Annotated in this window: 14 protein-coding genes; 1 reads left to right on the top strand and 13 read right to left on the bottom strand. The window is 42.0% G+C overall.

The features are described from left to right. Positions 1-31: 31 nt before the first annotated feature. The 12 genes from AC570I_RS15605 to AC570I_RS15550 form a co-directional block, all read right to left on the bottom strand. Entirely contained in the window at positions 32-2,800 is a 2,769-nt protein-coding gene (locus AC570I_RS15605; protein WP_497406190.1) for a glycoside hydrolase family 2 protein, read from the bottom strand. Then, entirely contained in the window at positions 2,800-4,233 is a 1,434-nt protein-coding gene (locus tag AC570I_RS15600) for a sialate O-acetylesterase (protein WP_497406189.1), read from the bottom strand. The genes AC570I_RS15605 and AC570I_RS15600 overlap by 1 nt, the downstream gene beginning before the upstream one ends. 1 nt (position 4,234) lies before the next feature. Then, positions 4,235-6,067 carry a six-hairpin glycosidase gene (locus AC570I_RS15595; RefSeq protein WP_497406188.1) on the bottom strand — a complete coding sequence of 611 codons (1,833 nt, stop codon included), beginning with the start codon at positions 6,065-6,067 and terminating at the stop codon, positions 4,235-4,237. Beyond that, positions 6,064-6,969 carry a glycoside hydrolase family 43 protein gene (locus tag AC570I_RS15590; RefSeq protein WP_497406187.1) on the bottom strand — a complete coding sequence of 302 codons (906 nt, stop codon included), beginning with the start codon at positions 6,967-6,969 and terminating at the stop codon, positions 6,064-6,066. Before AC570I_RS15590 ends, AC570I_RS15595 begins: the two co-directional genes overlap by 4 nt. Positions 6,970-6,995: 26 nt before the next feature. Then, positions 6,996-8,396, bottom strand: coding sequence for a glycoside hydrolase family 140 protein (locus AC570I_RS15585; RefSeq protein ID WP_497406186.1), 1,401 nt, complete (start codon positions 8,394-8,396; stop codon positions 6,996-6,998). 1 nt (position 8,397) lies between these two features. Further along, positions 8,398-11,559: a DUF6298 domain-containing protein gene (locus AC570I_RS15580; RefSeq protein ID WP_497406185.1), complete on the bottom strand. Its 3,162-nt coding sequence runs from the start codon at positions 11,557-11,559 to the stop codon at positions 8,398-8,400. A gap of 40 nt (positions 11,560-11,599) precedes the next feature. Further along, entirely contained in the window at positions 11,600-13,231 is a 1,632-nt protein-coding gene (locus AC570I_RS15575; protein ID WP_497406184.1) for a pectate lyase family protein, read from the bottom strand. Position 13,232: 1 nt separating this feature from the next. Then, the gene (locus AC570I_RS15570) at positions 13,233-14,888 is read right to left on the bottom strand and encodes a pectate lyase family protein (RefSeq protein WP_047800698.1); all 1,656 of its coding nucleotides are present in this window, start codon (positions 14,886-14,888) and stop codon (positions 13,233-13,235) included. A gap of 385 nt (positions 14,889-15,273) precedes the next feature. Then, positions 15,274-17,289, bottom strand: coding sequence for a RagB/SusD family nutrient uptake outer membrane protein (locus AC570I_RS15565; protein WP_497406183.1), 2,016 nt, complete (start codon positions 17,287-17,289; stop codon positions 15,274-15,276). Between the two features lie 38 nt (positions 17,290-17,327). After that, complete coding sequence (locus AC570I_RS15560) at positions 17,328-20,525, bottom strand: SusC/RagA family TonB-linked outer membrane protein (protein ID WP_497406182.1); 3,198 nt, start codon at positions 20,523-20,525, stop codon at positions 17,328-17,330. A gap of 530 nt (positions 20,526-21,055) precedes the next feature. Beyond that, entirely contained in the window at positions 21,056-21,307 is a 252-nt protein-coding gene (locus AC570I_RS15555) for a hypothetical protein (RefSeq protein WP_497406181.1), read from the bottom strand. A 47-nt stretch (positions 21,308-21,354) separates the two neighbouring features. Further along, complete coding sequence (locus AC570I_RS15550; RefSeq protein ID WP_497406180.1) at positions 21,355-22,026, bottom strand: DUF3826 domain-containing protein; 672 nt, start codon at positions 22,024-22,026, stop codon at positions 21,355-21,357. 332 nt (positions 22,027-22,358) lie between these two features. Between AC570I_RS15550 and AC570I_RS15545 the strand changes: the two genes are divergently transcribed. Continuing rightward, the gene (locus tag AC570I_RS15545; protein WP_497406179.1) at positions 22,359-23,228 is read left to right on the top strand and encodes an AraC family transcriptional regulator; all 870 of its coding nucleotides are present in this window, start codon (positions 22,359-22,361) and stop codon (positions 23,226-23,228) included. A 65-nt stretch (positions 23,229-23,293) separates the two neighbouring features. Here the strand turns inward: AC570I_RS15545 and AC570I_RS15540 are convergent, their stop codons facing one another. After that, positions 23,294-24,226, bottom strand: a complete 933-nt coding sequence (locus AC570I_RS15540; protein WP_497406178.1) for a dihydrodipicolinate synthase family protein — start codon at positions 24,224-24,226, stop codon at positions 23,294-23,296. Between the last annotated feature and the right edge of the window lie 48 nt (positions 24,227-24,274).

Below are 24,274 nucleotides of genomic sequence, written 5' to 3'. Positions count from 1 at the left end.
TCTGCGTTCTTTGCGTCATCTGCGGGAAAACCTATTTACCGGAAAAATCAAAATACAAAGTCATATCCAGCGCCCTGCTGGGATCTTTGTCAAAATCATAATAAATATTCTTCATTCCCATCGGTCCGGTTGTTTCAGGCTTCTGGGTTTTTGTTCCGATTGCGGAAATCGCATTCATAAACGAAATATCCCCGTTCGGAAAAGTCGGACTCATGTTGTCATATTCTGTATCTTTCGATTTCTTTGGGGTAAACAACCTTAAAAATACATCTTCCCGGTCGGTTAGTACTTTAAAAGACTGTTGTCTACCGATAAACTCGCACCAGTACATATTCGAGTAATACCCTTTAAACTCTGGATACTGCCATGCCGGCTCTCCTGTTGCCGAATCATTGTAATCTTTTTTCCAGATGCCAAATTCAGTTCCCTTCATGCGGTTTTTCCATACCCGGTACGGACCATTTCCTTTATATTCTACCCCTTTAATTTCTGTTTCAGGATAAGAGAAATTCAAGCCTGCAAATGTGGTAAAGTAATCGGACGGAAAATATTTCACCTGCATTTTCAACCATCCCGAAGGATAAACTGTCCATTCTAATGTGTTGTAGCTTTCTTTTTTATCGAAAGTTGAAGAGATAATCAGCGTGTCGCCTTCCCTTTTAACCTTAAATTTTTTAAAGTTATTTACACCTTCCTGTAGTACCGGTCCTTTAGAAAATGGAATGATGCCCTTGGCATTTTCGACTCCCTGTAATAGACCAGTGGTTTTATCAAAACTAAATTTGATGCCATTTGCAGCAACCAGGTAAGCCAGAGCCGATTCTTCCAGCGCGACTTTTGAACCACCTGCTTTTGCAACTATCCTTTCAGCATCATCCTTAGGCAAATTAATCGGAAAACTCCAGGTAAAAAGTACTTTACCATACACATCCTTTGCGGTGAGGTACAAAGCGTCAAAGGTCCTCCAGTCTGCTGGCAGATTGATTTGCAATTTACCTTTTTCAAAAGGCTTCACATCCGGAGCATCGGTTTTTCCAGACTTGAATTCAGCATTTCCAGCGCTTTTCAAATGCTTTAACTTCCATTCAAAAGTGCATTGATTCAGGTTAGTGAAAGCATAACGGTTTTCCACCAGGAACGAACCATCAAAGCCAGGGGTCATTTCTCTTTTTTCGATAAAAACAGGGCTCCATACTTCTTTAATGGTAAAGAAACTCCCTTCTTTTTCGTGATAAGGACCGACAATGCCGTCGGGACCATGATTTCCATCCGTGTCCAGCTCTCCATTTTTATCGGTACGCACTACTGCCTGATCGGCAAAGTCCCACAGAAAACCTCCGGCTGATAAAGGATTATGCCACATGGCATTCCAATAATCCTCAATTCCGGCACCATGACCACCATCCCACATCCCATGCAAAAATTCCGTTGGCATTAAAATATTGTGCCCATGATCGTAATTCCCGATGCCATAGTTAAACTCCCGGTAATGCGTGGTTTCAAATCCACCAAAAACCTCCCATGGATGGATTAGCGGGCGTTTTTGGATGTCCTCTTCAGGAAAAAGATGGTCGAGTTCCCGGTTGTGCCCACCTTCATTTCCGTTTGCCCAGAAAATAATGGATGGGTGATTTTCATCATTCCTCATCATTTCTTTCATCAGTTTAGTACCCGTTGGCGTATCATAAGTGCCATGCCATCCGGCCAGCTCATCCATCACGAATAAACCAAGCGAATCACATACATCCAGAAAATGTCCGTCGGGCGGGTAATGCGACATCCGAACCGCATTCATGTTCATTTCTTTCATCAACAGCACATCATCAATACTGATGCGCTTGCTCGTGGTTCTGCCAGATGATGGGTAAAAAGAATGGCGGTTCACACCTTTAAATTTCATTTTCACGCCATTTACATATACCCCATCCCGCTCCTTTACTTCAACGGTTCTGAAACCGATTTTTTTGGTAAGCTGATGAACTTTCTTTCCTTTTTTGATCAGGGTAAAAGTCGCCGTATATAGGTTTGGGAATTCAGACGACCATAGTTGGGGATTTTTGAAAGTATGTAAGATTTGTGTTGATGCGGATGTAGTTTTAACCGAAAAGGTATTACCGAATTTCTTCCCGTTTTGGTCTTTTAGTTCAACTGAGATCTCATCAGCTGATCCTGCCGTGAAAACGTTGGCAGAAAAAATACCATTTGCTTTGGCATCCGCTTGAATTCTTTCCATGTGCGTTTGTGGCAAAGCTTCCAGATAAACCGGACGAAAAATACCGCCGAAAATCCAGAAGTCTGCTTTACGCTCTGCTTCATTTACCGATTGGTTTGCCGAGTGTTTGGAAACTTTAACTTCCAGAAGATTATCAGTATCATATTTAATCAGTCCCGAAATATCATAGTTAAAAACATAAAATGACCCCTGGTGCACAGCACCGGCCAGTTTCCCGTTTATTTTAACTTCAGTATCCGTCATCGAACCCTCGAAAACAATCCTGATGATTTTAGATTTCCAGTCACCCGGAACCTTAAACCTGTACTTATATAGTCCTTGTTCTTTTCCTTTATTAGCCTCCTTGTTGAAGCCATAATTGTATTTACCAAAGCCCTGCAATTCCCAGTTTGATGGTACCGGAATAGTGGTCCACTTACCTGAATTTGCACCTTCTGTACAGAAGAATTCCCAATTCACCATCTGATCATTTCCCGTTCCTGAAAGATATAATTTCTCCGTTTGTTGGGCTTTCAGGGCATCAAACATGATTAATAAACAAAAGAAAAGTATAAATCTAAGTCTCATTAATTGGTTCTAAATTGATTACTTAAAGGGTTATCCGTTCTGAAAGGCAGTGCCGGTAATCCATTGCTAAACAAACTTCCTGCAGGGCTTTCAGACCAGTTATAGCGAACATTTACAGGTTTGGCGACTTCTTTTGAAAACACTAAGACTTTGCCATCTTTTATTACAGCTTCAGCATTTACAAATTTGCCATCACTACCAGCAATGGTAAAGCCAGTTATAGCATCACTGGCGGATTTTAAATAATCAAAATCCAATACTGCTTTTCCGCCCTGGATGGTAAAAGCTTTAAAAACCGGTCCCGAAAAGCTGATGGGTTGATGATAGGTTTTGGCTAGTGCCCAGAGTGCCAGCCGGCGCCCAACTTCCCATTTATAAGTGGGATGCAAGTCGCCCCCATTATCGTTTAAATCAGAAGTCCCCACCATACCCGTATTTGGCAGCCTTAAAAGTTGTTCTTGAGCTTCCCAAAAGTTCGGTTCAGTGTCTGTTGTGAGTATGACCTTGTCGCTTTTCTGTTTGCTATAGTCGTAAGGTGCAATCTGAACGTAGTAAAAGGGCAGTTGTTCTCCCCATGCTTTGCGCCAACTCTGGATCAGCACCTTCATTTTGTAACTGTAAGAAATGGTTTCGTTCAGGAAACAGTTGGTTTCACCCTGATACCAAAGGAAACCCCTGATTTTAAAATTCGTTAAGGGCTCGATCATGGGACTATAAAATTTACCAGGATCATTGCCAACTTTTTTATCCTTAAAATAAGCTTCAGTTGAAAAAGCCTGCACATCTATCCAGGGTTCAATGGCGCTTCCGGGTACGGCAGATGAGATCATACCCACAGGAATGCCTAATTTTTGCTGCACTTCTTTTGCAAAGAAATAACCTGCTGCAGAAAATGAACGCAAAGCTGAATCTTTAGCCACCGCCCAACTCCTGTGAACGCTATCTGGTTTCGATAATTGTTTGCGGTTAACCAGAAAAATCCTGATTTGATCATTATCTGCCTTTTCTACTTCATCTGAAGGGAAACCGAGCTTTTCATTTTTGGGCTTAGGAATTTTAGCGAGTTTGCGCATGGCATATTCCATGTTCGACTGGCCTGAGCAAATCCACACTTCACCAACCAGAATATTGCTTAACTCAATTCTATTTGAACCGGAAATGACCATAGTACGGCCTATCACTGATGTTTTTAGTGGACTTAAAACGATCAGCCACTTCCCATTCTGGTCAGTAATCGTTTGTTTTTTCTGCCCTGCAAAAGCCACCTCTATGTTCTCAGCTGGTGCAGCAAAGCCCCAGATATTAATGGGTTTATCTCTTTGCAAAACCATAGAACTCGAAAGGATTTGTGGCAACAGTATTTTGGCGTTGGCGGAAAAAGCGCATAACGCAAATAATAAAACCAAAGCTGTTTTATACAAGAACCTCCTCATCCTAAAATCCCTCCGTTTTTAAATATTTAATCGAATACACCGCCTCTTTCTTTTCAGATTCTCCGGCATTTTTCAAATCATAAGTCTGGTCGGCCGGTGTATCAACATTCGGAAAGCGGCGAACATCTCCCGTACGGAAAACAATCCTTGAAACTTCAGCAACCGGCTGAAAAGCCAGACTCGTCAATACCTCTTTTCCGTTTACTGTAATGGAGTAGAACCTGGTAAAAGCATCCAGTTTCAATTTGATATCATAACTTTTACCGGCCTCATACTTCATAAAGTTTTTATAGCGGGCACCGGCTTTTGCACTGATTGTTCCTGCGGTATCAAATGTTAAACGCACTGTTGCCATACCTTTTGCATCTTGCAGTTCGATCTCCAGTAAGCCAAAATCACTCTGTTTCGGCGTTACAGAAAATGAGGTGATCGTTTTTCTGGCGGCGGGGAAAACCCGTTCTGCTTTGGCGAAATCAAAAGGGTCTTTATCTTTCAGTACCAGTGCACCACCTTCGAGTTTTACAGATGCCCAAAGCGGACTGTAAATATTCCACCTGTCGAGCGCCTTATCTTTTGGCATTTTACTGAACTCCTCGTTCACCTGGTTACTTTCCACGACGTTTACCGGTACGGGAACACGTGATATCCAGATGTCTTCCTTATTCATACTATAGGTTACCCACAAATTGCCATCAGCCGGTTTTCCGTTTCCTTCCTCAATTCCCCTAACATACTGCGGTCCGTATGATTTGTAGTTTCCACCATAACGCATAGGCGTTATCTCTCCGTTAATCAAAGAAAGGTTGGTGTATTCTAAGCCGTTTTTACTAGTCGAAATGGCTAAAGGCCAGCGGTATTCTGATGGATTATAAACTGTGGCATAATTTCCGTCCGAAGTTTTTTGCCCCCAGATTTTCGCATTGCTATTTACAAAACCCGGTGCACGAAAAGCACTTTCCGGCCAGCTCTTACCATTGTCGGTACTAATCGCCGTTAATGCGTTTTTCCAGAGCCCAACCACTCGGCCATCAGGCAAACGATAGTAACTAAAGGCCTTATACTGCTTTTGCAAAGTGATCAGCGGATCTTTTCTATCAGCTTCTTCATTCCATTGCTGGGTCATTAATTTATTTGATAGCAGTTCAACACAAGCGGCTATAAAAGCTTTGTTTTTGCTCTTAGTGAAGTAAGGATATTTGGTGTTTTTTTCAGAATAACCAGGGTTGTAGTGAACGAAATAAATAGGCCCGTATTTACCGTCTGCCTGAATTTCACGCACTGCCCTACCAATCCCATGTCCATCATTGGGGTCGTCCTTCGCATCGAAACTGATGGCGTAGAAACCCAGAACCAGGAATACATTTTTAGTTGAAACATAGAAACCCATGCGTTGATGCATGACTGCATCCAGGTCTTTTGCCACATCGGTTCTGCCCTCTTTTGTTGTTCCGTCAGGAATCCTGTATATCGGAAAAACCACATCAGGCTTGCTCCAGGTATAGCCGTCTTTTGAGGACTGAACCAAAGTTTGTCCCGGTGGGATGCTTTCGCCCACCTGATCGCTTAAGTATTCAATGTAAAACCTATTGTTCCAGTAAGCCAGCATTGGTGCATGGTTATAAGTCCAGCCAAAGCCTTCGGCAAGCTCCGGATGCTCACGATTAGCCCTGAAAGTCTGGATATTGTGAACACCGATCACTGGCGAAAGCTGGCCATGATGGTAATCTGCGTTAACTAAAGTCTTTCCGGTATAGCGTACGGTATCCTGCGCTTCCGCATTAGAAAACGCAAGTGCAAATGCCAGGGTTAAACCAAGTAATTTTATCTTTTTCATTTTTTCAATTTCTCAATCACTTTCCGCTTCACTTTTATGATCGTTCCGTGTTTATGTCCTTCAGGGATTGAAACTTCGGAGGTTACGTCGTTAAACGTTTTAAAATCAGCCGTTTTGTACGCCGAATAGATTTTCTGCCCGTAGGCATCAAAGTAAATCAGCCAATCCTTTCCAACTTTTACAACCGTTGGTCCCTCGGTTAACTTCGGACTAAATGTTTCCGAGACATTTTGATAAGGGCCTAAAGCCGCTTTTCCAAAAGCCACTTTTAAATTTCTGTTGGGCCGCGTATTGTCTTTCAAAACCAGTACATAATCTTTCATTGCTCTTTTCACGATTACGGCATCGATCACACTGAATCCGGGATCCAGAAACAGTTTAGGTGACGATAAAGTCACGAAATCCTTTGTCGTAACAGCATACATCCGGTGGTTGTTATCTTCATCTTCAATCCCTTTTGCAAAACGAAAAGGAATAGTAGAAGCCCATATGATTACAAATTCTTTTTTATCATCATCGTAGAAAACTTCAGGTGCCCATACATTTACTGTTTTCGGCTCACTTTCCATTACCGGAAGAAATTTTTGTTTACTCCAGTGTATTAAATCTTTAGAACTGGCATAACCAAACCCTTTATCTCCTTTCCAGCTGCAAGTCCACACCAGATGAAATGTGCCATCAGGTCCCTGCACAACAGACGGATCCCTTAAAACTTTCTGTGTACCCACTTCCGGCTTTAATAATGCTTTATTCAGGTCTGTCCAGTGATAAGCGTCATCGCTGTATAGCATTCTTAATCCATCGGTAGCAGGTTCATTAAACGATGTGAAAATATAGCCTTGTTTTGAGCAAGAGGTAAGTCCACACAAAGCCAGGCCGATAAGGGCTAAACGAAATGACAATATCAACTTTGAACGGCAAACCATTATTATTCCTTTTCTAAAACCAGTACCCAATCGTTACCATTTGCGGCCTCCCCGGGTGGGTCAAACTCCTTTACGCCTTTATTTTCAAATGTGCCAATTGCGCTCACTTTCCCTGTACGGGGATCGAACCAGGAGGCTTTTACCTCATCACCATCCGTTTTACCCAGTTGAACGCTGAAGTTTCTGCCGGTATAGGTATAAACCAATGCAAAATCTTCACCCCTGGTGGCAATAACGCGCTCATATTTCTCTCCGTTTGTACCGGCAACCAAAGTCTGGTCTGGCACGCGGTCAAAGAAGGAATGAGACAACATTAAATCTTTCAGGTATTGCATCTGCCGTGCTCCCGGCGCATTTATAGCGGTAATCCACTGGTCTTTAGGACCATAAGCGGGTTTTAAATCCGTTTTTTTGTACATCTGCATCACCGAATTATGGCCGTATGTATAACCAAATGCACCCGCAAAAACCGACCAGTATCCATAGCGCCTTACATCCGCATCGGTCCAGCGTGGCTGTGTGGTGTCATGTAGACCTTGTGGTATGTCCTCGTAAGACGGCTCCCCGTCGATAGTTGGTTTTACCGGTTTCAGTTTATAATCTGCCTCAATATATTTCCAGTTATCTTCTCCATAATGCAGTTTTTCATTTTTGGAAGTATCCTGATCATAACGGCGGTGGCCCGATTGTATCATATCAAAATCGCACCAGCTGGCATTATGGAACCATTGCGACGACGCCGTTCTCCCTCGTGGATGGAAAGTAATCAGGTGGTTAGGATCATTCGCCCTTAGAGTTTCACCAATTGTTTTCCAAACATCCATGCCCTCGCTTCCTTTAATATCGCCCCCATTTAGCCAGATGATATTCCATTTGTCTTTATAGCGTTTAGCCAGAAATTCAGCGTATACTTTTGCCTGATTCTTATTTACCTTTTTTTGTTTCACATTCGTTCCCCAAACCGGCACCAGTGCCATATACAGCCCTTTTTCAGCAGCCTTATCAATCACATAATCCACGTGATCCCAGTAATCGTAAGCCAGTGAATCTTTTGGATTATTCCCTGGTGTAACGAACGGCCTGGAAACATCTGCGTGCACTAACGACGAATCCAGGTAAACATTCCTCGAGGGAACATCATGTAGCAGCATCACCTGGATCACATTAAAACCTTTCTGCTTACGGTCTTCCAGATAAGTATTTGCCTCTTCCCTGTTCAGTCTTCCAAACAATAACCAGCCGGTATCACCCAACCAGAAGAAAGGTTTACCATCTCCTGTTGTCAGGTATCTGGAGTTCTCAGAAATCAGCAGACTTTTATCACCAAAATGAGGTTTCTCCTTGCATCCGAAAGCAAGGCATGAAACAACAGCGATCAGAAATATTTTCGATTTAAAGTTCATGTTAAATTTTGTTGATGATGAGCACCTCGTCTCCAGATGCTATTTTATCCAGTTTTACTAACGCTCCACCAATCACCTTTTCTGCTTTAAGCACCTTTCCTGTTTTTGGATTGAGTATTTTCACACTGAATTTTCCATTGAATTTATTTAGATCGAGATGAAGTGCATCGGCGGTTGAATTGTATAAAATATAAGCTTTGCCCGGATCTTCAAGTCCGTATTGTTTAGCACTTTTACCCGCCGGAAGAAATGGCTTCATGCCGGATGCAAGATTTAGCGCAGACGCATCAAGATAATCGGCATTGGAAAGCGAACCGCCCGCCATTAAAATTGCCCATCCAAAACTGTCAAAGCTATCACCGGAATACATCACTGCCTTTTCAGGAAATTTTGCTTTGTATTCTGATACCGCATGGTAAACTTCTTCAAAAGATGTTTTCCTGGGCTTTAACAAACGGGCATGCTGGCGCGGTGCTAAACTTAAACCACCTTTTGGGGCATATGCACTTCCATCTGCCTGGTAATGCCAGTACCTGATATCGATTATATCGATTACCTTAGCTCTTCTGGCATCTGCAAGAATTGCATCCTGCACATCTTTAGTTACGCTTAGCCCGATAATCGGGTGTTTGCCGGTTTCCTTTTCCCACTCCTCAATGGTATCAATCCAGAATTGTACAAAATGCAGCGGACCCGTAAATTCGGCGCCAATCAATTGAATCACACCAGAATTTCCGTTAAAATTGTCGAGGCATTTTCTGATATAGGCTTTGTGAATGGCTTTGCGGTGTTCGTTGGTGATGTCGTAAAATTGCTCCGCCATGAAAATCCGCTTATCACCTGCATAAGGAACAGGTTCCGGAAAACCGGTATCGTTAATATTGTTAGCCGTACGCCATGGGAAATCAGCATAGTGAGCGCCTGCTTCGATGATGTTATGCTGGAAATAGTTTTCGTGAATTAACACCAGGCCCTTCTGGTCGGCCAGGTTAGCGAAGGTCTTTAACCTGTCCCAGTACCAGAGATTGTATTTGGTAATGTCATATTTACTCAAGCCATCCCAAGCCTTATCCTGGCCACTGCGTGCATAGGGCAACTCGTAAAACGGCGCCCAAACCTCACCATCCATGCGGCGGATCCGCTCGTGATCGTCCCTTCTTCTATCGTACCAGAGCCCGTAATTATGGTCTAAAACTTTTACATTGCCATTTTTCATGGAATCTGTAATCTCATCCAGATCATCAGTTAAGCCATTACCCGAACGGCCGGGCACAAAACGTGTAACGTGGAATCTGGTATTCTTGAGTCCGTAAGGGCGGGCGCTTCCATTCCACCAGGGCACTTCCTGCCGGTCACCCACAACGATTTCGTTACCGCGAACCAACCAGCCATTCTGGATGGCCATTTTACCAGCAACTGCTACCTGAGTGACTTTATCTATCCCTATTTTATCAATGCTTTTCGCCTGAGGGGCATTAGTAGATATCTTATTTCTTTCCCCTGCAGAATCAATGTATTCAGAAAGTGTCAAAGCAGGTTTATAGGCTAATTTGGTCAGTTTTAAAGCCACATCAACCGGCGGCGAACTTGAAGCCTCCGTTTCTACAGGCAACACAAAAGTTCTGCTATCCACATCATTTCCCAATCTGTCTTTCAGTTGTGCATAATACAAACTGCGTGGCTGAATTTGCTCGTTCGACATATCCCAGTAGCCGTTGCCTGTAAACTGCGCCCAGGTTCCGAATGCCCAGTTCTGCGCAGTTGGCGGTTGCGGGTTATCTACCCTTGCAGCACTGCATTGCCAGAAAACGCTGTTGGCAGCACTCCAACCTGCACCTTGTCCGTCCTGACCACGATTTAAATAACTCAGTGCGTTGCCATCAATATTCACAATATCAAATAAAACACCTGATGCCCAGCTATCGATTGTTCCGCTGAAGCTAAAGGGAAGATAGGACTGGCACTGCACAAAAACATTTGGTCCCGGTGCACAGAAACCAACCGCAAAATCATGGTAGCCATATTCGGAGTATAACCTTTGAAAAAGCGTTTGCTGACCCGTGGTATAAAAAGTATTCCTGCGTTCGCCTCCGATTTCCGAAACAGGAGCCAGTGATTTACAGTCTTCAACGGTTACCCTTTTGGCCGACTCCAGTACATTTACGGCTGAGCCTGCAAAATGCTCGAACACCACCTGACGTACCCATGCATCCTGTGCATTTTCTATACAAATGGCTGTCCACCGATGATATTCATCCTTGATGTTGTCTTTATGATAATCCGATTCAATATTCAGGTTTTCAACTCCCGCTTGTGCAACTCTTCCATCCCACTGGTATTTTGATACCGTTGCGCCTCCGAATTTTAAATCCAGGGCGGTTGTAACGGGTGCATCGAAAGTAATGGTTGATCCGTTTATTGCTGTGATTGTTCTATCCCAACGAACTTCCCTTGTTCCGGGTTTCCAACCTAAGGCGCTTTCACCACCACCAAATTCAACTGTTTTGAGGGTTTCGATCCACTCTTTTGTTGAAGGCCTGCTGATGATGATCTTATCGCCAACCTTAAAGCCATTAACATCGGATAATGTAACCTTATTCGAGTTTACCGGAACATAACTATCCGTAATTGCAACCGGTGCATTTTCTACCTTATTTTTTTTGCCTAAAACTCTGATTACGCCTATCCGGTCTAAACCGGTTGCCAATATTTTTGTTCCTTTTTCGCCAAATCCACTTCCGCGGAGCACTACACCGGAAGTAGTCAGTTTTAAAGTTCCGGCAACTTCGTAAGTGCCCTTTTCCAGTAAAATTGCACCCCGAAGACCGTCTTTCCCAACAGGAAGTTTTGATACATAATTGATCGCCGATTGGATTCTTAAGGTTGCATCGCCTTTTGAAACGGGAACGATCACTTTAATTGACGCATCTGGAATGGATTTTTCGCCAGCCATGTAGCCTGCATAGGAGAAATCAGGAATGCGGTTTCCAAGCTCATCTGCCGTATAGGCCATTTTCCCGTCTTTGCCTTTGAAAATAGGTTTAGGTGGTTCAACAGGCTTGGTTTTCTGGGCAAAGGAAAAGTTAGCAACAAAAAGCGCGATCACTGTAAGGCATAGCCTTTTCAGTTGTTTAGCTTTTAATATATGGTTAGTTTTTGGCATGTTGTTATTTTTGTATAACCGGCGATTGGTTTCGCCTTTTTTAAGGCCTCACCTTGCTTACATCCACTAAGCTATTTAAATATACCTCAATATTGGCATAACCTGATTTCGAAATTTTAGCGGCATCAGCTGAATCCTTAGGGTTTAAACCATGCTTCGTTTCGTATACGTCAGGAATGCCATCATGGTCGGTATCCTGGTATGGCATGCCCTTATATTCCGGGTAACCCCCAACCTGTGCAATATCGGAAATAATCCCTTGCTTGTACGAGTCTGCTGGTAAACGACGTTTTACATAGCTTTGTTTAGACGGAAGTTTTCCATCCTCGATATGATCAATTTTGCCGGTTGCTACCTGTTTAACAATCCTTTGGTCAACCGCATCGCGAACCGGCAAAGATGCACCGGCGTTGGCCAGAACATAGTCGTAAGCTTTTTTAGTATCAATGATGGATATTTTCGCAATCGGCAAAGGCTTATCTGTACGGATAGAATCCAGCAATTTTTGTTTATCACGTTTACTCTCGGGCTGTACGCCTCCGTCCCAGTTATTTTTAGTCACTTTTTCATTGCCCTCAATGATATTTCCGGTAACGTAAGCACGACCGAATTCATTGGTAAACCTCTTATCCCTGCCCGATTCAGGTTTCAGAATCCGGTAAGAAATGGGTTCACCTGCTGGAGTAATCGGACCTGGTTTATAGTAATTATTGATGAAACTGTAGAAAGAGGCATTATCGCCACCATCAGCACTCCTGTTCCACCAATTGAAAATTACATTATTGGCAAAGCCGAAATCGCCATACATCCCAACAGAGGGATTGCGACTGATATTCGAAGCCCATAAATTTCGCATGAAAGTAGAGTTTAGACCACCTATGGTACTGCCAAAAGCATGGTTATAGGTATCAAGCGCTTCAGAAAATATTGAGTTTTGAATCGTAACGTTTACAGTAGGTAATTTCTCCGGTTTAGAGCCATCTTTAGGATCGTAAACATGGCGGTAAATCGACATATTTTCATCCAGTCCCCAGCTTGCCGACACGTGATCGATCATGATATTTCCTACGGGATTACCTCCAATGGCATCATCTCTTCGGGTTACATCGGTAGCACCGCGGCGGAAACGCATGTAACGGATCACTACATCGTGTGTATTGAGCCATACCGATTCGCCGGCTATGCAAACCCCGTCACCAGGCGCACTTTGTCCAGCGATGGTAATATATGGTGCACGGATGATGAGAGGCGTTTTAAGTCTGATAATACCGGACACATTAAACACAATGATTCTGGCTCCGCCCTGCTCACAGGCTTCACGCAAAGTGCCTTTTCCCGAGTCTTCCAGGCTTGTTACAACATAAACTTTTCCTCCGCGACCTCCGAATGAATAAGCGCCACCGCCCTCGGCACCCGGAAAGGCTGCCAGCTTGGATTGTGGTAAATCGCCCGGTTTAGCTGCCCAGGGAATATAAGGCTTACCTTGTTTTGCTTCAGCATCAACAACCGACTTTACCTTTAAAAACTGTAGCTCTGATTTCTCTTCAATACTTTTTAAAAGCGAATCTGCTTTCTTTTCCATTGCTTCCGGAATGACCGGGTATTGTGCAAAAGCGGGATTTCCGAAACCAAGAGCAGCAATGAAAACTGCCAAAGACGAATATCTGTTCATTTTAGATAGGCTTAACTGTAGATACCGGAACCACGCTGTTTAAATATACTTCAATGTTGGAATAACCACTTTTCGTAATTTTCGCAGCATCAGATGCATCTTTAGGATTTAAACCGTTTTTCAGCTCATAGGCATCAGGCATACCGTCATCGTCAGAATCTTTGTAGGGAGTTCCTTTATACACCGGGTAGCCACCAACCTGAGATACCTCAGTGATGATTCCTTGTTTGTAAGAATCTCCTGGCAACCTGCGGTGCTCGAATTGGAATGCTGATGGTTTCGCATCAGGATGAACTTCAATTTTCCCTGTGGTTACCTGCTTTATCACTCGGGTATCTACCGGATCTCTTTTTGGTAAAGTCGCACCCGCATTTGCCAGTACATAATCTTTGGCCTGTAGGGTTGGAATTATGGAGATTTTAGGCATTGGGAATGGCTTCTTCGTTCTCATGGCCGCAAAATATGGAGAAGCCTGCTCAAAACTCATCAGGTTTCCTTTTTTATCTTCCAGCTGAACGCCGCCGTTCCAGTTATCCTGAGTTACTTTTTGGTTTCCATCGATGATATTTCCTGCAACATAGGCCCTGCCAAAAACCACATAAGGCAATTTACTGCGACCAGATTCAGGTTTCAGAATACGATAGGAAATCGGATCTTTCAAATCAGTAACCGGACCTGGTTTGTAAAAATTATTGATGATGTTATACTGTGCTGTGTAATCACCGCCATCAGTGGAGCGATTATTCCAATTGAAAACTACGTTATTGGCAAAGTTGAAAATGCCGTTCCATCCAATTGATGGGTTACGGGCACCATTATCTGCCCAAAGGTTACGAACAAAAGCACAATTCTCTCCACCAAGTGTTGAACCAAATGCATGGTTCCAGTAATCTAAGGCTTCAGCGAAAATAGAATTCTGGATTGTAATGTTTACTGTCCCTAATTTCTCTTCGGTTTTACCGGTGCTATCATTATACATATGGCGGTACATGGACATATTTTCATCCAGTCCCCAGCTTGCTGACACGTGATCAATCATGATGTTACCAACCGGGTTACCACCTATCGCATCATCCCGGCGACCAACGAAGGTCTCTCCCCTTCTAAAACGCATAAAACGAACGATTACATCATGGGTGTTTAACCAAACCGATTCACCCGCTACGCAAACACCGTCGCCAGGTGCAGTCTGACCGGCAATGGTAATGTAAGGTGCACGGATAATGAGTGGTGTTTTAAGTTTTATGATCCCGGCCACATTGAAAACGACTATTCTTGCACCACCCTGCTCGCAGGCATCACGCAACGAACCCGGACCGCTGTCGTTCAGATTTTTTACCACGATTACTCTTCCGCCGTGCCCGCCAAAGCTATAAGCACCGCCGCCTTCAGCACCGGGAAAAGCTAATAATTCAGACTGAGGTAAATCATTTGGACGGCCTGCCCATGGAATATAAGGTTTCCCTTGTTTAGCTTCCTGTTCTATAATTGGCTTTGCTTTTTCCCAGGCTACATCTGAATGATGGTAGGCCGCTTTAAGCAGAGAATCAGATGACCTCTTAACGTCATCAGGAATTTTCGGATACTGTGCAGAAACTGAACCAGCGGAGAGCGTTAATGCTGCTGAAAAAAGCAGATTTAATAAGTTCTTTTTCATTTGTGTTTTGCTCGTTAAAGAAGCTACAGAAATTAAGCAATTTTCTTGTGGAAGAAACGGATTCGAATTACAAAAAAAATGATGCTGATTTCTTAGATTAACTTGGTTATAAAATTTGGTTAGATAATATATTATGTTTCAAATTTGCATTCAAAAAAAGTAGGTGTTTTTGCTGGTGCAGTTGTTTAAAATTGTGTTATTCGAACAAATAAACTGACGATAAAAACATCAGAAAGCACCTTTAAAAGCCACGATCCAAGATAGGAATATTTTTCATATATAAATGTAACATTCTTAAATAAAAAAGGAGAGCACTCGCTGCTCCCCTTTTTAAAACCAAATATATAAAACCCGGAGCGAGAAGATATCTCCTCCGAATGTCTTGTTATTTCAACGGATCGAATGTTCCTGCACCTTTTAAGCTATTCCAGCCTGTAGTCTGTTCCAGGTATGGAGAAGCACTTAAAATGTTTTCGTTCAATCCAAAGAAATAATATTGTGGATACCAGGTAAACTTCCAGTTGGCTGGATTAGTTACGTCAAGGTCATCTTTTTCTGTTATCACAAAATAGTTATCATACAAGTAATCTAGATATGCAGCATAGTTGGCACTACCATTTGGGGTAGGATAAGTTGCCGGATCCCTGTCAATAACCGGTGCATTTCCTGTAGCAGGTTTTATCAACGGATCTGTGCTACCATTATATCTTGCGCCTGCGGTGGTTTTCACTGTGATGAAATATCCTGTTCTACGAGTACCGTTTAAAGGCTTAATACCTAAACGGGCAGCTGTAGGAGAGTTTTCTTCAAAAAGCATCCAGCGTCTTAAATCAAAGAAACGTTTTCCTTCGTATGCGAACTCGATGCCACGCTCTTTAATTACAGCACCAAAAAGCTGATCTCTGCTAGTTAAGCCACCCAGTCCGTATGACCCGTCTAAATTTTCTACACCCGCTCGTTCTCTGATAGACTTGATACCTTCCAGACCTTCTGAAAGCCTGTTAGATCCTATAGCAGATTCCGCAAGGTTTAGCACAACCTCCGCGAAACGCATTTCCATATAATCCATTCCATTCTGCTGAAAATTTCCATTAGCATTTGAGGCTGCAGGGTCAGTTGCTTTACACAAATATATGCCACTTGAATTTGCCCCTTTTGTTTCTGTGGTTAAGCTTGGAATAGTAGCGGTTGCGTTGTTATACCATTTATACGTCCATTGCTTGAAATTTGCCCCTGTACTTCCATTATAGGGCCAAACTGCTCCATTGTAGACAAAGGTTTTGTAAAAACGTGGATCACGGTTTTTATAGAATTTCTTTGCATCGTAGGTATAAGTGGAAGAACCTGGCATTTTACCATCCTTCATAGGAAAAGCATCTACAATTTGTTTTGTAGGAGAAAGAGAACCTCCACCATTTAATTCTTTTGATCTGGCTGCTTGTTCCCATCCATTGTTTTTAGTAGTAGTTCCGCCGATGGCCAGATTATTAAAGCCGTACACGATAACAGCTTCAGGATTATTTACTTCAGTAAACCACATATTACCCCATGCTACTCCATTCGCAGTACCGCCAGTTTTAAATAAGGCACTGCCATTCGCTTCAAGTAATGCTTTGGCAGCAAGATTAGCTTTATAGGCTTCTTCCCAACGTGCAGCGTCATCGTTCCGGTTAAACAACGGACTTGCCCATGTCAACAAAACCCTTCCTTTAAGAGCTGCGCATGCTCCACTAGTAATGCGTCCCCAATCTGTACTTCCCCATTTTCCAGGTAATAAAGATTGTGCTAGGTCTAAATCGGTAACGATTTGTTTGATACAATCAGATGAAGAACTTCTCGGAATTTGCAAGGAAGTACCATCATCGCTTATAGGATCTTGAGGAACTAATGCTAAAGGAACCCCTCCGTAAAGTCTAACCAAATCAAAATATTGCCATGCTCTCCAGAAATACATCTGGCCATTCAACTTGTTTCTGGTATCTTCCGGAAGCCCGTACTTATCAATTTCGGCAAGAAAGATATTAATTTGTTTTAATCTTGTATACGGATTATTCACAATGCTGGTACTAAGTCTGGCACCAAAATAATTTAATGCATGACTATTGGTGTAGCTAATAGTTGACCAAACCTTATTGAAATCAGTCTCCCCTGCAAACTCGTCGGTTGTTCTAGCAAAATTATCATTTGCCGTGGCCAGGTTCCAGGAAAGGGACTGAGCATTATTTCCAGGCAAAAATAAACCATATACGTAGTCGACATAGCCTTGTGCAAGTGCCGCATCTTTAAAAACTTCCTCATTGTATCCGGCTAAATCTCTTTTTTCTTCAAGAAATGTGTCTTTACAACCTGCCACTAACATTGCAGCAGCTGTAAATAATACCAATATTTTATTTCTTTTCATCTCTGTTATAGATTATTGATTTTACGAAACTAACCTGATTAAAAGGTTAAGTTAACACCAAGTGAATATGTCATTAAATTCGGGTAAGCATCCCATGCACCATCAGGTCCTTTGTAACTATATGGGTTATACAGATTAGCAGGATTAAGCGCAGATAAAAATACCCTTGCGTTATTGATTTTAACTTTTTCCAGCATTGATTTCGGAAAGGTGTAGCTAATATTAAAACTTGGTATCCGCAATCTGAATGCACTCACTTTATAAAAATTTGATGTCGGAGTTAAGTTAATATCGGCGAAATTTGGATTTGGCATCACTCCCTCAGGGTTGATAACCGGATCATAAATATTTCCCCAGATACTTGGTAAACTGGTGAAATTTCTCGCAATAGATACGTTTAGTGCTTTTCTTTCATCAATTTCAGACCAACCTCCGAAAGAGCCCGCTAATACGGCATCAAGACTTATACCTTTGTAACCTGCTTTTAATGTGATACCGAATCCATAGTGATTTGTTGCCTTATGTGACAACTGAATCTGATCGTTCGCATCAATAATTCCGTCTGGTCCGGCAAATGTACCATCTGACTGCAACTGACCTCTAACATCACGATAGTACAAAGTACCGGGTTTCAGTTGTGATACAGGTACACCAAAAACCTGTGTTATTTTATACTGGTTGATATAGTTGGCTACATCTTCCGGGGTTTTGAACATTCCCATATAATCGTAACCCCATTTTCCATTGTCTGAAGATTGATTAACTTGCGCTAACCATGGCTTTAATGCATCATTTGCATTGAAATTACCAACCTTAACTTTATCATCGTTCCAGCCAAAACGTGCACTTACACCATAATTAAAGTCAGATCCAATTTTATCATCCCAGGAGATACCAAGTTCGTAACCAAAATAATCAGCTGCTCCAAAGTTTACGGATGCTACAGTACCCCCAACAGTTACCGGAATGCTCGCTGTAGGCTCGATCAAAATATTTCTGGCCAAATTATAGTAACCTTCCACGTTCAGTGATAATCGGTTGGCAAGGAATTTAGCATCTATACCAACATTATTCTTATATTCTGTACTCCAGGTTGCGTCTCTGTTTGGGGCAGCTTCCATTTTAAAACCAGTGGTAGCTGCACTATTCCCTCCGAATACACCGCCTTTACCATCCTGGAATGTGTAACGCTGTCTCCACAACCAGGCTTTGGTCTGATCATTTCCAAGAACTCCAAAAGCATATCTCAGCTTTAGGTAATTAACTGCGGGTACTTTAAAGAAACTCTCTTCTGAAATTACCCAACCAACAGATCCCGAATAAAACTTGCCCCAATAATTTTCAGGTGCAAACTTCGTTGAAGCATCTGTTCTGAATAAAAACTCCGCCAAATATTTATTGGCGTAAGCATAATTTGCTCTACCTACATAAGATAGCGTCCCAGCCTCGTTTGCACTTGTAGAACCATCGATTGCCCCCGTTGCCGAGTTGAATTGACCATTAGTAGCTGCAATCGGACTGGCTTTATAAACAACCTGTTGCGAGTTTTCAGATTCTGATTTCTCAACAGTAAACAATCCACTTACTGAATGCTTTCCAAAATCACGTGCATAATTTAGAACAAAATTGGTTTGTTCGCTTTTTTGGTTTGTATTCGAGTAATATAAGCGATCGCCATTGGTAACCCTTAATGAACTGGCTACTGTTGCACCCTCATAAATGTGTTTATTTGTCCCTAATCTGTTAAATTCATATAATGTATAAGAAGTTCCTACCTGGTCGCCCACTGAGTTACCTGTATTTCTTGCATAAGCAAACCTGGCTTTTAGCCCTTTAATGAATGGAGCTTCATATTCCGCATAAGCATTTACGGTAAACAGATTAGATTTGGTTGTAGCCAGGTTATTTAACCTATTGATTTCGTTGAAATGATATCTTGATAAGTCATTTGTAGTACCAGGAAGTTTTACCGGTAAACCATTGATATAATCAGGAACATATCTAGGAGCTAAGAGCAGGTTTTTATAATCATCCTCAACCCCTTCGCCTGAAACTTTATTAAAGGTTTTTACCAAATCACCACTGTTACCCGAAACCTGTAAACCAACCTTCAAGTTAGAGGCGACAGTAACGTCTGTACCGGCTCTAAAATTCCATCTGCTGAAATCTAGTGTTGCTAAATTACCCGTTTGTTTGTTGTACGATGCATTAGCAAAATAGGTTGCACGGTCAGCACCACCGCTCACACTTAAGGTGTGACGAACATCGTATGCGGATTTCCAGGCATCTTCGAGGCGATCATAATTGATAGTCTTGAAATGTTCGAGTTCATCATCTGTGAAAAAATTATCCACTCCAGGAATTTTCGCGCCCCCATTCGGACCATTCATAATGTTGAAGTATTGCCCAAACTGATATGCACTCATCATTTTGGTACGGTAAGCCTCATCGTTAATAGCGTAAGAACCACTGTATGAAATTCTAGGTTTACCCGTTTTTCCACGTTTAGTTGTTACTAATACTACCCCGTTTCCACCTCTTGTACCATAGATGGCCGCAGACGCATCTTTCAAAAATGACATGCTCTCAATCTCTGAGGCATCAAGATTTCCAAAATTTGTGGCATCCGGTTTACCTTGACCGTCAATCTGAATCACACCATCTATTACATATAAAGGATCTGTACTTCCTCCATCTTTAGAAAAAATTGTATTTGGGTTTCTTATTGTAATTTTCGCGGGTGTACCTGGACGTGCAACACCACCACTAACGCCAACACCCAGTAGCCTGCCACTTAAAGCGGCGGCGACATTAGTACCAGGCAGATCTTCAATTTCTGAAGCTTTAATATCGACAACAGATCCTGTTAAGGTTGTGCGTTTTTGTACGCCGTACCCCACCACTACTACGTCTTCCAGGTTCTTATTTTCTGAAACCAGCTTAACAGTTATCGCATCTTTTGATCCCACCGTAACCTGTTGTCTTACATACCCTATATAAGAAAACACCAGCACATCAGCATCACTTCTTACCTGAATGGTAAACACACCGTCGCTGTTCGTACTAACATTACTTGGAATACCCTTCAAGCTCACGTTTACACCAGGGATGCCCTGACCATCAGACTGGTCTACAACCTTACCCGTAACCTTTCGGACCTGGGCAAAGAGAACTGAACTTGCAGATAGCATGAGCAGCAAGAACAATGAAAATTTGCGTAAAAATTTTAAGTTCATATTTATTATTTGGTTAGTTATTGATGTAACAGCCGGTGGCTTTACATTATTGAAATTGCTTCGTTAGATATGATTATAGTGAAATAATTATTTAAGACAATAGTTTAAACACAAACATCGGTCAAATTCAGGTTATCTACCTCACGAAAACAAGCAGGATGTCCTAAAAGAAAGCTATCAGCATTTTTGGAAAATTGGCTCATTCCGTTTTGATTACAAGATTTATATTCTGGTTAGATTGTTTTTTTAACAATTCACTGCTTCAATGATATAACTTAACAAATTACATTTCTGAAACAATGATACAAGGTACAAATTAATTCATATATAAATACAATATTTAAATAAAAAATATTTTAATTTTTTTTTGTTGTTAAAATTTCAGAGAATTTTTAACTATTCATCCAGAACTTAAAAGCTTAAGGCATTAGTGCTGAAACGATAAAATATATAAAACGCTTAATTGCTCTGTAGGGTTGATACAGAATTTGTTTGAGATCAGCTCGGATATGATTCTACCTGACATTTACTCAAGTCTGGAAAAAGTGCTGGAAAAGTTCGGGAAACCATCGGCTATTCTTTTGCACCCAGCCGATAACCGGGAGAACATTACCCAAACTTTTCCAGAACTTGTCTGCATGTTGTCTGGGAGAATTCCCGATACCATCCGCACCCGTTGCCGAACAATCCCGGAAGGTTTCCCGAAGCCCGGCCGAAGGTTTCCCGAACAAACAGGGTGTTTTCCCGAACACCTTCCGAACACCTCCCGAACAACGCCCCATCAATCAGCAATTTCTCAGAAACCATAAATCAGGTCTCTTTCTGGTTTTTAGTTTGCCTCAGCTGCCTTTGCCTTACGCCTCTTCTCCCACTCTACACCCTCTTTTTTAAGGTCGTAGCCTGCAGCTGATAAATAGTTGTTGATCCGTCCTTTATACTTACCGAACCAGGCATGCTTTTTATCCGACGACTCTGCATCCATTGCGCGCTCACGTGCCTCATTAAGCCAGGTAAAAATCTGTTTTTTCTGATCTTCAGTCAAAGTCAGGATTTCTTCCTGATAGGCTTTGTAAGTATTGGGCATCACGTTATAGGTCATACCGTTTTTCACGCCTTCAACTTGCTCTGTAGTTAATTGAGCAGAAAGTTTGCTGATATATTTTTTGTGGAGTTTTGCCAGCTCAGCATCAGTAATACGGGCTTGTTTAGCCAGCGCCGAATCGCGCTCAACCTTATTATCTTTCTGCTGATTTTTAATGGCTGCAACTTTGGCATCGCGCGCACTGTAAATATCATTGAGGTTACTGTACTGATCTCTGATTACATTTCTCACTTTCTCTGCTTTTCCGGCATCTGTTACACCAAGATTGGCCACTATTTTATCAGCACGCTCGGTAATTACCTTCTGATAAGCAGCCTTATCTTCAACCGCATTTTTCTGGGCAAAACTTACAGCTACACTGGAGAAGGTTAACAACAATGCTAAAAACGATACTCTCATAATTTGAATTTTATTGTGAATTGAATTTTGGTTAAATTAACGTTATTGCAAAAGGCAAAACCGCCATCCGAAACTAGTAAAATTTCTTGGTGTTTTTATAGTCTCTTATTTATTAATAAACAAAAAATTTATATAAAAATAATTTGCCGGTTTATATTTTGGTTAGGGCCTAGCGGCCTTTCTACAAAACTCAACAATCCCTAAACGTTTTTAATGATACTTTTTATCTAATTAATATAGGATATTACCATAATACGTTTTAACTTTAAGGCGTCAACCTGTTGCTTTTGAGCATAGAAGAACCGCTAACCAGATATTTTTAATCCTAACGCATGAAACCTCATTTTCACAAAGTACCCATTACCCTGCAAAGTTCATTCAGCATCCGCCACGATATTAAGCCTGACTTCGGAAACATCTGGCATTACCATCCCGAACTGGAACTACATTATGTAATTAAAGGCGAAGGAGTACGGTTTATCGGCGACAACATCAGCAACTTTGAACCAGATGAAATGATTCTCCTTGGAGAAAACCTGCCACATACCTGGAGATGTAAGGAAGAGTACTTTCAGAACAATCCGGAGTTAACTACAGAAGCGATGGTGATTCACTTTTTGCCCGACTGTTTAGGCAAATATATCCTGACGCTTCCGGAAGCTTACCTCATTCCAAAATTGTTTGAAAAAGCAAAAAGCGGTATGGTGATCAATGGGAAAGCAAAAGACAAGCTGGTCGACCTGATGCGTATGGCTGTTGATGCGACCAATCTCGACAGGATCATTATTTTGCTGTCCATCATTAAAACGCTTGCAGAAACTGAAGAATATGATAGTATCGTTAGCGGAAAAAATACATTTTATCAATCCAACGAGTCGGAAACCGTAAGGATCAATAAGATTTGTAATTATACGCTGAGTAACTATAAAGAAGACATCACGCTTGAAGAAGTGGCTTCACTGAGCAACCTGAGTGTTACTTCCTTCTGCCGCTATTTTAAACTCATGACTAAAAAGACCTTTTACGATTTCCTGATCGAAATCAGGGTGAGCCATGCCTGCAGATTATTGGTGGAGAACAAGTTGCCGACAGAAGTGATCTGTTTTGATTGTGGTTTCAATAACGTATCCAACTTTTACAGGCATTTTAAGAAAGTAACCGGCATGACGCCGCTGGATTATAAAAGGAAGTATCTGAATTAAGATGTTCTCACATGTCTTAGGTGGTTCAAAAGTTAATACATTCCGTGGCCGCTTTGTTTCCGTTACTATACGAAAACCTCAATATTAAGATCGCTCCTGAGCGCGGCATAATCCGCATACAATTGGTCTACATTTTTGATTGTTGCCGATGTTAGCTTCCCCACATTCCTGCGGGTAAAGGTACCGATATTTAAACCCCTTTTCTGAAGGAAGTATTTTGAAACTAAAGGATAAACCTCATGCATCACCTCCATATTTTTGATCAGAAACTGCTGCACAACTTGCACTTCATGCTGCAATGCCGCATCATTATAGTGGTCGCATAGCCACACGATTAACTCGGGGAAATAATTTCCCTGAATGCAGGATAAACCAGAAGCGCCTGCTTTTAAAGATTCAACTGCATGCCCCATATAGGCATCATAAAGCCCAAAAGCATGTCCATTAGTTAAAGTGAGCTTTTGCCTGATCTGATCCAAATCGAGACAGGTGTCTTTATGGTAAATCACTCTTCCGCTAGCTACATATTCAGCCAGTTGTACTGGTTTTAAAACCCTTTTGTAAGGCACCGGACACTCATAAAAGCCCAGTGGAATCTCACCCGTCTGATTCAGCAAATCGGAGACCCGGTCATCCAGTACTTCATCAGCTTCATTTTCAGCTGCCAGTAAACTGGTGATGACGATTACAGCTTCCACACCTGCATCGCTCACCTGTTTTACAAACTCAGCCTGCCGGGAAATTGCGGCACCAAAAGTACCTGTAGCAACTACAGGAACAGCGCCATCAACAATTTTAACCACATGCTTAATGGCCTGCAACCTCTCCTTCTCATTCAATTCAAACATCTCACTCGAGAGACAATTTGCAAACAGACCCGAAGCACCCGCCTGCAGATAAATTTCTGTTAACTGCGTAAGTGCAGAATAATCAATATCGCCATTGCTTAAAAAAGGCGTGAGCATAACCGGGATGAAACCCTTTTGTGAGTTTTCCATTGTAATCTGGTTTTAACTATTGTTTTATTTTATTACCTGGCTTTTGCA

The sequence above is a fragment of the Pedobacter sp. A2324 genome (assembly GCF_059693705.1).
This window is presented reverse-complemented; position numbering and strand designations above follow the sequence as displayed.

What these genes read in the sequence shown, in the direction of transcription:
- AC570I_RS15555 (WP_497406181.1), bottom strand. Translation starts at nt 21,307, where the DNA reads ATGGGGCGTTGTTCGGGAGGTGTTCGGAAGGTGTTCGGGAAAACACCC.
- AC570I_RS15565 (WP_497406183.1), bottom strand. Translation starts at nt 17,289, where the DNA reads ATGAAAAGAAATAAAATATTGGTATTATTTACAGCTGCTGCAATGTTA.
- AC570I_RS15605 (WP_497406190.1), bottom strand. Translation starts at nt 2,800, where the DNA reads ATGAGACTTAGATTTATACTTTTCTTTTGTTTATTAATCATGTTTGAT.
- AC570I_RS15560 (WP_497406182.1), bottom strand. Translation starts at nt 20,525, where the DNA reads ATGAACTTAAAATTTTTACGCAAATTTTCATTGTTCTTGCTGCTCATG.
- AC570I_RS15570 (WP_047800698.1), bottom strand. Translation starts at nt 14,888, where the DNA reads ATGAAAAAGAACTTATTAAATCTGCTTTTTTCAGCAGCATTAACGCTC.
- AC570I_RS15575 (WP_497406184.1), bottom strand. Translation starts at nt 13,231, where the DNA reads ATGAACAGATATTCGTCTTTGGCAGTTTTCATTGCTGCTCTTGGTTTC.
- AC570I_RS15550 (WP_497406180.1), bottom strand. Translation starts at nt 22,026, where the DNA reads ATGAGAGTATCGTTTTTAGCATTGTTGTTAACCTTCTCCAGTGTAGCT.
- AC570I_RS15585 (WP_497406186.1), bottom strand. Translation starts at nt 8,396, where the DNA reads ATGAACTTTAAATCGAAAATATTTCTGATCGCTGTTGTTTCATGCCTT.
- AC570I_RS15545 (WP_497406179.1), top strand. Translation starts at nt 22,359, where the DNA reads ATGAAACCTCATTTTCACAAAGTACCCATTACCCTGCAAAGTTCATTC.
- AC570I_RS15540 (WP_497406178.1), bottom strand. Translation starts at nt 24,226, where the DNA reads ATGGAAAACTCACAAAAGGGTTTCATCCCGGTTATGCTCACGCCTTTT.
- AC570I_RS15595 (WP_497406188.1), bottom strand. Translation starts at nt 6,067, where the DNA reads ATGAAAAAGATAAAATTACTTGGTTTAACCCTGGCATTTGCACTTGCG.
- AC570I_RS15600 (WP_497406189.1), bottom strand. Translation starts at nt 4,233, where the DNA reads ATGAGGAGGTTCTTGTATAAAACAGCTTTGGTTTTATTATTTGCGTTA.
- AC570I_RS15580 (WP_497406185.1), bottom strand. Translation starts at nt 11,559, where the DNA reads ATGCCAAAAACTAACCATATATTAAAAGCTAAACAACTGAAAAGGCTA.